Raw genomic sequence first — 12,654 nt, forward strand, 5'->3', positions numbered from 1 at the left:
GAAAAAGTGCGAGCAATCAGCTCGCACTTTTTTTGAAAGTTACTTGGTATAGTTATCGAAATAACCTTGAATATAAATCATCGGTGTCCCTTTATCGCCTGAACCAGAAGTTAGGTCAGATAGTGAACCAATAAGGTCTGTTAAACGACGAGGTGTTGTACCTTGGGCAGCCATTTTTCCAGTTAAATCTTCATCTTTATTTTGGATATACGCAGAAATGGCTTCTTTTAATTCGTCACCACGAAGATCAGCAAAATCGTTATCTGCTAAGTATTTTAGTTTTACTTCGTTTGGCGTGCCATCTAATCCAGCGGTGAAAGCCGGTGAAACAACTGGGTCAGCTAACTCCCAAATCTTACCTACAGGATCTTTGAATGCACCATCACCATAAACCATGACTTCAACTGTTTTACCTGTAGCTTCTTTAATTTTTGCTTGAATGCCATCAACAATAGGTTGGCAAGTATGAGGGAATAATTTCACGCTATCTTCGGTAGCTTTATTAGAACCAAGAAGACCATACTCTGCATTAAAGCCAGAACCGTTATTAGATTCAGATAAAATATTATCAAGACTGTATACTTTTTCAGCACCATTTGCCGTAAGAATACGTTTTGTACGTAAGCGTGTATGAATATCACAAGTTAATACACTCTTCGTATAGTCTAAAATTGTTTTTGGGTTATTTGAAAAGATTACTTCACAAGAAGCGCCTTCAGCTTCGATTAGTTCTTTATAATATTCGATATAATCTACGCCTGTAAATGTATGTTTTTTATAGCCGAAATGCTCACGGAATTCAACTTCAGTTAACGTATCTGTCCAAGGGTTAATGCCTTTAACATCTAGTTCATCAATATCAACTAGGTGATTCCCAACCTCATCGGATGGATAGCTAAGCATAAGAACAACTTTTTTTACACCCTTTGCAATACCACGTAAGCAGTTAGCGAAACGATTACGGCTTAGAATTGGAAAAATAACACCAACAGTATCATCACCAAATTTAGCTGCTACGTCAGCCGCGATATCATCAATAGATGCATAGTTACCTTGTGCACGCGCTACGACAGACTCTGTTACTGTGACAATGTCACGATCTTCAATGGAATAGCCTTCAGCCTTTGCTGCATTTAATACTGTATCAACAACGATTTGTTCAATGTTATCGCCTTCGTTAATAATTGGACCACGAAGACCTCTTACTACTGTACCAACTACACGTTCCAAAATAATCTCTCCTTATTAAACAGGTAAATGTATGTTAAATAAAACCAATATAGTTTTACTATACGCCCCTTTAATGATATAAGTAAAATTAATAGTTCGTATAATAGCTATAAGAGGTGCTTATATGATAGGGAAATTAGATTTATATCGTGTTTTTAGTATTGTTGCAAAAAATAGTAGCTTTTCAAGAGCGGCTAAAGATTTATATATGACTCAACCAGCTATTAGTCAAGCTATGATGCAATTAGAAAAGGAACTCGGTACACGCCTCTTTAATCGCACACCTAAAGGGGTGACGTTAACAACTGAGGGTAGACTTCTATATGAGTATACAAATTCAGCGTTAGGCCTTTTAGATGCTGGTGAGGAGAAGTTGCTCGAATTTAAAAATTTAACAACAGGCCAGTTGAAAATTGGGGTTGGGGACACCATTTCGCGTTTCTTTTTAATGCCTTATCTAGAGGCGTTTCATACAATGTATCCAAATATAAAACTACAAATGTTAAATGGAACAACTTCGGAAATTTGTAACTTTATTAAATCAGGTGAGGTTGATATAGGGCTTTGTAATTTTCCGATAGAAGATGCGACATTACAGTTAACTGCTTGCACAGAAGTTCAAGATATTTTTGTATGTGGTGAGAAGTACAAAACGTTGGCCTCAAAAAGCATAAGCTTTGAGGATTTGTTAAAGTTTCCACTAATTTTTTTAGAGAAAAAATCAAATTCAAGAAAGTATGTAGAAGATTATTTATTTGCAAAGGGAATCCGTATTGAGCCTGAGTTTGAGCTTGGATCACATGATCTAGTGCTTGAATTTGCACGTAGTAATTTAGGGATTGCCTGTGTAACGAAAGAATTTTCTAAGGATTATTTGCAGCGAGGACTTTTATATGAACTAACCTTAACAGAGAGTATTCCAACAAGAAGCATTGGCATGTGTTATTTGAAAAGTGTACCTTTATCCCGAGCAGCGTTGAAATTCGTCGAAATTATTGAGCATAAGCAGGAGCGCAAACGTTTAAATCCAAGAATTATAAAGTGAGCTTAGCGGGTAGTGTTGAAAAACAAAATTGTGAAGGGAATCTATAGGTGTCCCATTAAATAAAGTATGGCTCTTCCGCAAAACGAGAGGTTGATTTCCGTTCCGACTGGGCGCTTTGCCGCTGACGCTTCGCTTTCGCGCAGAGCAGAGCTTCCTGGGGGCGTCCGATGAGCCGCTTCGCTTCGCTGCAGGGTCTCATCTGTGACGCTGATCCCCAAGGAGTCGCCCAGTCTCCACTCCAATCAACCACTTCATATAGTATGGATCTTCTGACATATAATAGCTTTTCAACAACATGAAGCTTAGCGAGTAGTAAACGCTAAGCTTTTTTTAATAGTGCCTCTAAAAGAATGTCAACATTGCGTTTGTTTTTCATTGTAGGTGAGTACAAATAAGAAAATGTTCGTGTAAAATGTTGATCCTCGAGAGGTATGATTTTTATATCATTGTTTTTTAATTCACGTTCAATGACACTAGCAGATAGTAATGAAAGTCCAAGCCCTTGAATAACGCTTTCTTTCACACCTTGATTGCTACTAATAGTAAGAAGTGAACGTACTTGGAGCCCGTTTGCTCTAAATAAGTGATCTAAATAATAACGTGTACCAGAGCCTTCTTCACGTGCAACCCAATTTTGCTGCTGCAGGTCCGCAATCGTAATCGTTGACTCCTTTGCAAGGGGGTGATTACTCGCACTGACAATAAATAACTCATCTTGCATAAACGGTTTAATAAGAAGTTCGTGGTCGTGTGCCTGTCCTTCGATAAGACCGATATCGACTTGTAATAATTTTGTATATTGAATGATTTCTTTTGTATTGCCAATAATAACTTGAAGCTCTAGCTGTGGGAATTGCTGTTGCAAGCTCGCTATGATCGGAGGCAATATATATTCGCCAATTGTAAAGCTAGCGCCAATCACAAGTGTACCTTGAATTTCTTGATGATAGGTTAAAATATCTTCCTTAGCTGCCTCGGCAAAGGCCATCATTTGCTTTGCTCGTTTATATAAAATTTCTCCAGTTGGTGTGATTTGTACAGATTTTGGCGAACGTATAAATAAAGTCGTTTGAAATTCTTGCTCTAAATTTTTAATGTGTAAACTGACACTTGGCTGTGAAATATGAAGTATTTCAGAGGCTTTCGTAAAATTATTGACCTCCACCAGTGTGATGAACGTTCGTAAAGCATCAAATTGCATATCATCACTCCTATCATTAGAAATATTAATAATTACGATTATATATATGTATTTTACTGATGATTAACTTTCTAATAAAGTAATAATCATCAAGGATGAAAGAAGTGAACAACATGGATAATGGCCAGCATAGGTTAAAAAGTTTCCTGTCCCCAGCGTTTATGAAGGGGATATTGTTGACACTCATTATTGCCTTAGTAGCAAAGTATATTTCGACATTTCCGTTCTTCTCCATATTAGGGCAACTTGTCATTGCCATTATATTAGGTATGGCTTGGAGAGCAACCTTTAAGGTGCAGGAAGCTTGGCAAACAGGCATAACGTTTTCAAGTAAAAAATTATTACGTCTCGGTATTATTTTATTAGGTATGCGTTTAAATTTAATGGATATTTACAATGCCGGAGCGAGTGTCTTCCTTATAGCTTTTATTAACCTGGTATTTGCTTTAGTGGTTGTATATGGCTTAACGAAGGTATTTCATGTTGATAAGAAGCTAGGCATATTAACAGCTTGTGGTACAGCAATTTGTGGGGCTGCTGCTGTTGTTGCTATTGCTCCTCAAATTAAAGCAAATGAAAAAGAAACGGCAGTGGGCGCAGCAATAGTCGCATTGTTAGGGACTGTATTCACATTAGTCTATACGGTGTTATATTCACTATTTCACTTAACGCCTACTGAATATGGTATTTTTGCGGGAGGCACCCTACATGAAATTGCTCATGTTATTGCAGCAGCCTCAGCTGGTGGAAATGAAGCCATTGATATGGCAGTTATCGTGAAGCTAACACGTGTCGCATTGCTCGTACCGGTAGCCATCGTCATCGGTATTTTATATCGAAGAATTGATAAGGGGCAGGATAATGGAGGATTTTCACTATCGATTATTCCGTGGTTTATTCTTGGGTTTTTAGCGATGAGTGCTATTAATTCATTAGGGATTGTACCGGCTAATGTAGCACAAGCATTTGTTAATATCGCCTATGTTTTAATTGGCATGGCGATGGCTGGATTAGGCTTAAATGTAGAGATAAAAACCTTTAAGCAATTAGGCGTAAAAGCGTTTATTGCAGGATTTATCGGTTCAATTTGCTTATCAATACTTGGCTATGTTTTAGTTGTTTTCATGCAATAATTCAAAAAGATCCTGCATTTTCAAAAATGCAGGATCTTTTTTAGATAGAATCAGAAGATATTTTAGTTGTAACTTCTTTCAGCCTGCAAAAAAAAGTTACAACTTAGCGTAATGCTTCAATCGAAGAAGCTAATTCAGCAATAACTATTTTGCTACCGATAAGTGGACTGTTTTCAGGTTTTCCTCCCTCAGAGCTTTGTCCAGGACGGTGATGAGCTGCAGCGAAAGCATCGCTATTACGCCAAGCTTGGAAATGCTCCTTAGACTCCCAATACATATTGACGCTCATTTCGTCATAAGTCGGGTCATCAGTTGAAACTAATACCTCCACTTTATGGAAGCCTTCAAACTGCTGTAGAGGTCCTGGTTTTGTAAAGTTCGGTGCCATTTTTGCAGCAAAGCCTGGTTTGACTTGAATTCGATTTGTAACAATAATCATACTTTCCCCCCTAATCATTTTTTAATTAACTATATGAATGAATTATCAATGATTATCATTCGCAATCAATGATAATTCGCATAGGAAGACATTGTCAATAGAAGACCAATGTAAATTGCACATAGCTTGATATTTGATACGCCACTACAAGAATGAATAGACTCACTAGGCCCTGACATTTAACTGACATAATCCGATGATATAATGAAAACACGAATGAACTGGTGACGAGGTGAAAGGGCATGGCTAAAATATTAGTAGTAGAAGACGAATATGCAATAAGCCAGGTTTTAAAGGCATATTTGAAAAAAGTAGGCTATGATGTTATGCAATGTTTTAATGGGAGTCAGGCATTGGATATATTTCAAGAGGTTCAACCTGATTTAGTATTACTTGATATCATGTTACCAGAAAAAAACGGTTGGTTAATTTTAAAGGAAATTAGAGAAGTTAGCCCTTGTCCAGTTATCATGCTAACAGCATTAGGCGATGTAAATTATCGATTAGAGGGCTTCGATCAAGGAGCAGACGATTATATTGCAAAGCCATTTATAGCAGATGAGGTAGTGGCAAGAGTAAAGGCGGTTTTAAGGCGCGCTAAAGGAAGCCATGAATCTTCAGAAATAAAACGTTTTGGCGGGCTAGAGATTGATATGAAAGCCCATCGAGTGCTACTTAAGGGAGAAGAAATCATCTTAACGCCTAGAGATTTATCTGTACTTTTATTTTTGGCCGAGCATCCAAACCAAACATTTACACGTGACCAACTTATAGATCAAGTTTGGGGCTGGGAGTATGAAGGTAGTGATAGAGCAGTGGATTTAGCGGTGAAGCGACTACGAAAGGTACTTAAGGAATGGGATGAAGAAGAGGGAGAAATAAAGACACTACGTGGATTGGGGTATCAGCTAAGTGTTCAAAAAAAATAAGCGAATATCTTTACGCAACTATTGGACAAGCCGCTACTTATTAACTCTCTTTGTAGGTCTAGCTATTATCTCTTTTATTTCTGCGACATGGATTCGGCATACGACGCTTCAAAATCGACTAGAGATGATGGAATTTATAGCAGACGAGACTGTATTTCGCCTAACGGATACTTCTGGCCCAAATAATGGGCCTATGAGCAATATTGCAAGGTTTATTGGTAATCGTGAGCGATCTACTATGCGAGAAATTGATCCTGTTTTATACGTTGTAGATACAGCAGGCAATATAGTAAGTAGCAATCGGCCGATGCCTCCAGGGAGTGAAAAAAATGTTGCTAACTTACTGGACGGTGAAGAAGGGACAAAGAAAATAACTGTAACGAGTGAGGGACAAGAGTTAGTTCAATATGTCGTAAAAAGAAAACTTCAAAGGGACAATAAGGACGTTGGTTGGGTGCTTGTCTTAGAGAAAAAGGAAAATTTAACGAAGGTTAACCAAGCATACGGGTTACTGGCATTACTTATTGGGGCACTAGCTGTATTGGGGTGGGGTGCTATTTATTTTTTATCAAAACGATTAGCACATCCAATAAAACAAGTTGCCGAAGCCGCAAAGCAAGTACAAGAAGGAAACTATACAGTTGATTTGCCTCAAAATAGTAAGGAAGAAGAAATTTATGAGCTCGTTACTTCTTTTAAGGAAATGGCGAATAAGCTAGAACAATTGGAAAAGACTCGAACAGAATTATTAGCAGGTGTCACCCACGAGCTAAAAACACCGGTTACGTCAATTAGTGGATTATTGCAGGCGGTGAAAGATGGAGTCGTTACAGGTCAGGATGCTAGCGAATTTATTCAAATGGCATTAGTAGAAACGACGAAAATGAAAACGATGGTCGGTGATTTGCTAGCTTATAATCATTTTGCGGTAGATGCCATTCCGGTAAAGCTTGAAACAATGAATGTTAATCAGTTAATACGTGATGCTGTAGCACAATGGGAAATAATGCAGGATGACGAAAATGTAAAAATACAAATGGATTATCTTACACAATCCGTTGATGTTCAGGTAGATGTTGTACGTATACAGCAAATAGTTACTAATTTATTGACGAATGCAAAGCAGGCAATGCAGGAAGGGATCGTTATCATTACGCTGGTGGAAAAAGAGGGTGCTATCTTCATTACTGTAAAGGACACAGGACATGGTATTCCTCAGGAAGATCAGGCATTTATCTTTGAACGTTTTTATAGAGGAGAAAATAAAAAATATGCGGTCCGTGGCTTAGGCTTAGGATTATCACTTAGTAAAATCATGGCGCAATCTATAGGCGGTGATTTACGACTACTTGACAGTAATTCATCAGGAACATGCTTTGAAATAACACTAAAGAAGGCTACTACGCTCTAAGGGCGTAGTAGCTTTTTTGTAAAGATTTTTTGAAGGAAATGTAAAGCTGACATCTGACTGACACATTAGGCCTTTATAGTAAGCATTGTAAACGAGAAACCAAAAGGAAAGGACGGGATTAAGGATGACCGGAAACAACAGATTTTTCCGAAAGATGGCCTTACCCGCTGCATTATTAATACTACTAGCAGGTTGTGGTGATAGTAGCGATTATGTAGCGAAGGTTGATGGTGAAAAGATTTTACAAACAGAACTAGATGACGCATTGCGTGAACAATATGGTACAGAGGTGCTGAATACATTAATTACCAATAAAATAGTTGAGCTAGAGGCGAAGAAAGTGGGTGTTTCTGTATCCGAGGACTCTATTCAGGAAGAGTATAAGGAGTTAGCCGAGTCGTATGGTGGGGAGGAATCATTACAAGCGGCATTAAAGGAGAATGGACTGACAGAGCAGAGTGTGAAGGATAATATTCGCATATATCAACTTACCAAAAATGTCATTGCTGAAAGCATCGACATATCAGATGAAGAAGTAGCTCAATATTTTGAAAACAATAAGGATAGCTATGGACAAAAGGAAGAGGTGGTAGCTAGCCATATTTTATTGGAGGATGAGGCAACAGCAAAGGATGTGCTAGCAAAAGTAAAAGCTGGGGAGGATTTTGCAGAGCTAGCAAAAACATATTCAATCGATTCATCAACGAATGAGGCTGGCGGGGAAATAGGCTATATTAGTCGAGGACAAATGGATGAGAAATTTGAAGAAGCTGCATTTGACCTTGCAAAAGGTAGCGTCAGTGATATTGTGCAAACGTCAGAAGGTTATCACATCATTAAAGTAACCGAAAAAGTACCTGCAGAAGAGGCAGTATTCGAGGATGTAAAAGATGAAGTTTATGAGACTGTGCTGGAGGATCGCATAAATGAGGAATACGAAACTTGGTTAGCAGAAAAACAAGAGCAATACAAAATAGAAAAAATGTAAGGAGTGAACTGTATGCCTACTCTTACTTCGTTTAATCCTAACGGTCGAAAGGAGATTAAACAGGCTATCTCCTATCCGGACTATGCATTATTAAAAACTAAGATACAACATGTAATGCAGCGAGACAAGCATGCTGGGATAAATGGTAAGTATTTAATTCGCAGCACATACTTCGATAATTTTGAAAACAAAGTTCTAAATGAAAAAAAAGAGGGTTATATCAATCGAGATAAATATCGAGTACGAATTTACGGTAAATCCACTACGACTATAAATTTGGAGAGAAAAAGTAAACGAAATAATTTAACCTTTAAAACGAAGTGTGCTATATCCCAAAAGGAATATGAAAAAATGCGTGGTGGGGATATCGCTTGGATGGAGGAAGACAAACGAGCGTTAATTCAAGATTTATATAAGGACATGAAGTATAACCAATTGAAACCAATGACAGTTGTCGATTATGAGCGTGAGGCTTACATCTATCCCTTTGGAAATGTGCGTGTCACATTTGATAGTAAAGTACAGTCGAGCCTACGTAATACAGATATGTTTAATCCGAAGCTGCCGATGGTTGATGTACTCGAGCCAAACTTAGTTATTTTAGAAGTGAAATATGATGAGTACTTGCCGGATATTATTAAGTACTTATTACAATCAGTAGATACACGTGCTGAGGCATATTCGAAATATCAGCTTAGTCGTATGTACGTATAAAGGAGAATTGAACAATGAATACTACAAAATTTAGCGATATTTTTAAATCTAGCTTTTTAGAGAAAACAACATCATTTTCATTAATAGATTCACTTTTAGGGTTAGTTGTAGCGTTCTTTGTGGGGCTGTTTATTTACACTGTTTACAAGAAAACCTTTAATGGAGTGATTTACTCTCATTCCTTCAATATTTCGCTGCTCATTATGACAATGGCAACTGCACTAGTGATTATGGGAATAAGTTCAAATGTGCTGTTGTCGCTAGGTATGGTTGGTGCGCTATCAATCGTGCGTTTCCGTACACCTATTAAAGATCCTATGGATTTAGTATATATTTTCTGGGCAATAGTTTCGGGGATTCTTTGTGGTGCAGGATTTATTCCGCTTGTTATTATTGGCGCAGTTTTAATTGGTCTTGTATTACTAGTGTTTGTAAACAAAATTACTGTGGAAAATCCATATCTTTTAATTGTGAAATTTGAAGAAGATTTTGCTTGTGAGGAAGTGGAGCATATTATTGCGGCACAGTCTAAAAAATTCGCTTTAAAATCAAAATCTATTATGTCGGATGTTGAAATTGAAACAACCTATGAAATTCGTGTTAAACAAAATGATACAAAATTGATGGACAATCTTACAAAAGTACCTGGAGTAAAATCAGCAGTAATGCTTAGCTATGATGGTAATTTCACTGCTTAGTAACCACTCTAGAGGAGTTTTCTAACTATGAAGAGAGGTGCAGATAATGATTAAAACACGGGTTGTCTATATTAGTATGGCAATTCTGCTACTCCTCTTTGTTGTTGTATTTGCTGTGCTTCCAAACGCAGGCATTGAAACAAAAAATACCGAGTTTTCCTATGAGTCTATTGTGTTTAACGAAAATAAAGTAACAACGGTAGATATTGAAATAGCCGAGGAAGATTGGGCTGACATGCTAGAAAGTGCAGCAGATAAGGAGTTGAAGCAAGCTAATATCACGGTAAATGGCAAGAGAATAGAGAATGTAGCTATTCGTACAAAAGGAAGTTCATCACTGAACTCGGTTGTAAATAGCGACTCGGATCGATATAGCTTAAAATTAGATTTCGATTATTACGATGATACACAAAGCCTATATGGCCTGAAAAAATTAAATTTAAACAATAATTTCAGTGATACAACATTAATGCGAGAATATATTTCTTATGAGCTCATGGAACAAATGGGATTACCTACACCTGCTCATTCATATATGTATGTCACAGTGAATGGTAAGGATCGAGGTTTATTTTTAGGGGTAGAAGCAGTGGATGAAACATTCCTGGCAAATAACTATGGCTCTAATGATGGATTTTTGTTTAAGCCAGATGGGACAGGCAGTGATTTAAAATATATTAGTGATGATATTGCTGATTATACGGGAATTGGCTTAAAAACGAACGAAGGCAATGTTGATCAATCAAAATTCATTGACATGATTGAAGCAATCAATAATGGCGGTAATATCGAAAAATATATTGATGTCGATGAAATGCTACGTTACTTTGCTATGAATACAGCGCTCGTAAATCTTGATAGTTATCAGGGAACTATGAAACACAATTACTATTTGTATGAGGAAAATGGTATGTTTTCGATCATACCATGGGATTTTAATATGTCGTTTGGCGGCTTTGGTGTTGGTGGTAGAATGGGTGGCAACAATGCCGATATAAAAGCACCTAATGATGCACTGATAAATGAAAAATCCGAAATGAAGCCTCCGAATAATGGTAACCAGCAACGGCCAAATGCTGACCGGAAACAGGGTGGACTCGATATGGGATTTGGATTGTCTGGGGATCTGATGGAAGATAGCTCTATTAACTTTAGTGTGACTACACCTGTATCTGGCACAACTTTTGAAGAGCGGCCGCTATTAAACGCCTTACTTTTAAATGAAGAGTATCGTGCTAAATATGAAGGCTATTTAGAAGAGATAGCGACTAATTTCTTAACAGAAGATAACATACAAAACATTACCAAAAAATTAGCATTGTTATTAACAACGTATGTGGAAGCAGACCCTACGAAATTCTCTACAACAGAACAGTTTATAGAAGCGGTAGAAGGAGAAAAAAGTCTCCCTGAATTTGCAAAGCAACGCTCCGAATCTATTTTAAAGCAGCTGTCTGGAGAACTTGTTGTGGAAGCAACAACACAGGGGAATATGGCAATGCCTAATCCAGACGAAATGGGTGACATGAACATTTCGATGCAAAGACCAGATGACTTTGATCCTTCGCAAGCTCCTCCATTTAATCAAAATGGTGATAAGCAGGGAGAAAAACCAAATGGTGGTGGCCCAATGCAACGACCTGACCAAAACGGAGGAGCCATGTGGCCTAACCAAGGCGATGAGCAACTAAAGCAAGGAAGTGTTATTGATAAAAATACAATTCTTACAGCGGTTGTTTGCTTTGCCTTATTAATAGTTGCACTGCTCTTTGTTTTAAAATTTAACCGAAGAGGTCGTTAAAAAAATAACCATATCCAAAACTTTTGGGTATGGTTTTTCCTATTTATCGTGCTAAAATTAATCATTCTTTTTTTAGGAGCAATAGTATGAATGAACATCAATTTGATAAATATTTACATATTAATACAGTCGGTGATCAATACGGCTTTCCTAAACTAGCTCATTATCATCGTTATGAGCCTACACCGTATATTGGTTTAGAACAATTATTCTCAGAGTATGAAATGCCTGATAATCCAGTGTTTATCGATATGGGATGTGGAAAAGGGAGAGTCCCTATTTATGTACATCATAAATTTCATATTCCGACAATTGGGGTAGAAATGGATGCAGGTTTTTATGGAGAGGCTGAGAATAATAAAAGGAGCTATCTTCAAAAGAAGAGTGCGCAAGTGCCGATTTCCTTTATTCATTCAATAGCGGAGGACTATGCTATTCAGCCGAGCGACACGGTTTTCTTTTTTTTCAATCCGTTTTCAATTCATATTTTCCGTACAGTCATTCATAATATATGGAAATATTATGAACAGCATATGCGTGAAATTCATATTATTTTATATTACCCACCGTATGATTATTTACAATTTTTACTTCATGGGACACCGTTTGAATTAATCCATGAGGTTCATCTTAAAAATGAAACAAATATTAACGAACGCCTTTGTGTGTTTGCATTGAAAAAAGCTTAGAGCTGTGGAAATAATTCAGCTCTAAGTTTTTTTAATAAAATGTAGCAGCAAAGAAAAAACTTACTATAGATTATTTCTTTTTATGGTTTTATTTTCTAGGAAATAAATAATTATTAGCAATTCCAATTGAATACTTCCTGACAACGTTGTTGCCTTATATCTTAAATCTTGCAATCTTAAAAGGTCTTTTTTAAAGAGTTTTTAGCGTAAAAATAATAGTTTTAATAGTAATATCTATTGACAATTAATAGAAAATTCTTAAATTACTAATTATACTGAAAAATCACTCTAGACTAAATATAAAGAATGTTTTACAATGTAAAAGGCTTAGACGAATAATATGTTGATTCACGTATAGATAGTTATAAATTGTAAT

Annotated in this window: 12 protein-coding genes; 9 read left to right on the forward strand and 3 right to left on the reverse strand. The window is 37.0% G+C overall.

From position 1 onward, the window contains the following. Window positions 1-39: 39 nt before the first annotated feature. Entirely contained in the window at window positions 40-1,230 is a 1,191-nt protein-coding gene (locus MOK21_RS18015) for a coenzyme F420-0:L-glutamate ligase (protein WP_249075366.1), read from the reverse strand. Between the two features lie 124 nt (window positions 1,231-1,354). Here MOK21_RS18015 and MOK21_RS18020 point away from each other — a divergent pair, with 124 nt between their 5' ends. Next, entirely contained in the window at window positions 1,355-2,275 is a 921-nt protein-coding gene (locus MOK21_RS18020; RefSeq protein ID WP_249075367.1) for a LysR family transcriptional regulator, read from the forward strand. A 319-nt stretch (window positions 2,276-2,594) separates the two neighbouring features. Here the strand turns inward: MOK21_RS18020 and MOK21_RS18025 are convergent, their stop codons facing one another. Then, window positions 2,595-3,476, reverse strand: coding sequence for a LysR family transcriptional regulator (locus MOK21_RS18025; RefSeq protein ID WP_249075368.1), 882 nt, complete (start codon window positions 3,474-3,476; stop codon window positions 2,595-2,597). A gap of 113 nt (window positions 3,477-3,589) precedes the next feature. On the opposite strand from MOK21_RS18025, the gene MOK21_RS18030 reads away from it, so the two are divergent. Beyond that, entirely contained in the window at window positions 3,590-4,609 is a 1,020-nt protein-coding gene (locus tag MOK21_RS18030) for a YeiH family protein (protein ID WP_249075369.1), read from the forward strand. Between the two features lie 103 nt (window positions 4,610-4,712). Here MOK21_RS18030 and MOK21_RS18035 read toward each other — a convergent pair whose 3' ends face one another. Continuing rightward, window positions 4,713-5,048: a heme oxygenase gene (locus MOK21_RS18035; protein ID WP_249075370.1), complete on the reverse strand. Its 336-nt coding sequence runs from the start codon at window positions 5,046-5,048 to the stop codon at window positions 4,713-4,715. Between the two features lie 242 nt (window positions 5,049-5,290). Here MOK21_RS18035 and MOK21_RS18040 point away from each other — a divergent pair, with 242 nt between their 5' ends. From MOK21_RS18040 to MOK21_RS18070, 7 genes are all read left to right on the forward strand, one after another. Then, window positions 5,291-5,977 (forward strand): response regulator transcription factor, encoded by a 687-nt coding sequence (locus MOK21_RS18040; RefSeq protein ID WP_249075371.1) that lies wholly within the window; start codon window positions 5,291-5,293, stop codon window positions 5,975-5,977. Beyond that, window positions 5,961-7,388 carry a sensor histidine kinase gene (locus tag MOK21_RS18045; protein ID WP_249075372.1) on the forward strand — a complete coding sequence of 476 codons (1,428 nt, stop codon included), beginning with the start codon at window positions 5,961-5,963 and terminating at the stop codon, window positions 7,386-7,388. The genes MOK21_RS18040 and MOK21_RS18045 overlap by 17 nt, the downstream gene beginning before the upstream one ends. Window positions 7,389-7,512: 124 nt before the next feature. Beyond that, window positions 7,513-8,376 carry a peptidylprolyl isomerase gene (locus MOK21_RS18050; protein WP_249075373.1) on the forward strand — a complete coding sequence of 288 codons (864 nt, stop codon included), beginning with the start codon at window positions 7,513-7,515 and terminating at the stop codon, window positions 8,374-8,376. Window positions 8,377-8,388: 12 nt separating this feature from the next. Beyond that, window positions 8,389-9,090, forward strand: a complete 702-nt coding sequence (locus tag MOK21_RS18055) for a polyphosphate polymerase domain-containing protein (protein ID WP_249075374.1) — start codon at window positions 8,389-8,391, stop codon at window positions 9,088-9,090. 14 nt (window positions 9,091-9,104) lie between these two features. Then, window positions 9,105-9,788, forward strand: a complete 684-nt coding sequence (locus MOK21_RS18060) for a DUF4956 domain-containing protein (RefSeq protein ID WP_249075375.1) — start codon at window positions 9,105-9,107, stop codon at window positions 9,786-9,788. 46 nt (window positions 9,789-9,834) lie between these two features. Then, window positions 9,835-11,589, forward strand: a complete 1,755-nt coding sequence (locus MOK21_RS18065; protein WP_249075376.1) for a CotH kinase family protein — start codon at window positions 9,835-9,837, stop codon at window positions 11,587-11,589. Window positions 11,590-11,675: 86 nt separating this feature from the next. Beyond that, a complete protein-coding gene (locus MOK21_RS18070; protein ID WP_249075377.1) occupies window positions 11,676-12,278 on the forward strand; it encodes a class I SAM-dependent methyltransferase in 603 nt (200 codons plus the stop codon). Window positions 12,279-12,654: the final 376 nt, after the last annotated feature.

The sequence above is a fragment of the Lysinibacillus sp. BPa_S21 genome (assembly GCF_023337795.1).
Lineage (GTDB): Bacteria > Bacillota > Bacilli > Bacillales_A > Planococcaceae > Lysinibacillus.

Excerpts from the sequence above, each read along its gene's own strand:
- MOK21_RS18020 (WP_249075367.1), top strand. The coding sequence starts at position 1,355 with ATGATAGGGAAATTAGATTTATATCGTGTTTTTAGTATTGTTGCAAAA.
- MOK21_RS18025 (WP_249075368.1), bottom strand. The coding sequence starts at position 3,476 with ATGCAATTTGATGCTTTACGAACGTTCATCACACTGGTGGAGGTCAAT.
- MOK21_RS18030 (WP_249075369.1), top strand. The coding sequence starts at position 3,590 with ATGGATAATGGCCAGCATAGGTTAAAAAGTTTCCTGTCCCCAGCGTTT.
- MOK21_RS18035 (WP_249075370.1), bottom strand. The coding sequence starts at position 5,048 with ATGATTATTGTTACAAATCGAATTCAAGTCAAACCAGGCTTTGCTGCA.
- MOK21_RS18040 (WP_249075371.1), top strand. The coding sequence starts at position 5,291 with ATGGCTAAAATATTAGTAGTAGAAGACGAATATGCAATAAGCCAGGTT.
- MOK21_RS18050 (WP_249075373.1), top strand. The coding sequence starts at position 7,513 with ATGACCGGAAACAACAGATTTTTCCGAAAGATGGCCTTACCCGCTGCA.
- MOK21_RS18055 (WP_249075374.1), top strand. The coding sequence starts at position 8,389 with ATGCCTACTCTTACTTCGTTTAATCCTAACGGTCGAAAGGAGATTAAA.
- MOK21_RS18060 (WP_249075375.1), top strand. The coding sequence starts at position 9,105 with ATGAATACTACAAAATTTAGCGATATTTTTAAATCTAGCTTTTTAGAG.
- MOK21_RS18065 (WP_249075376.1), top strand. The coding sequence starts at position 9,835 with ATGATTAAAACACGGGTTGTCTATATTAGTATGGCAATTCTGCTACTC.
- MOK21_RS18070 (WP_249075377.1), top strand. The coding sequence starts at position 11,676 with ATGAATGAACATCAATTTGATAAATATTTACATATTAATACAGTCGGT.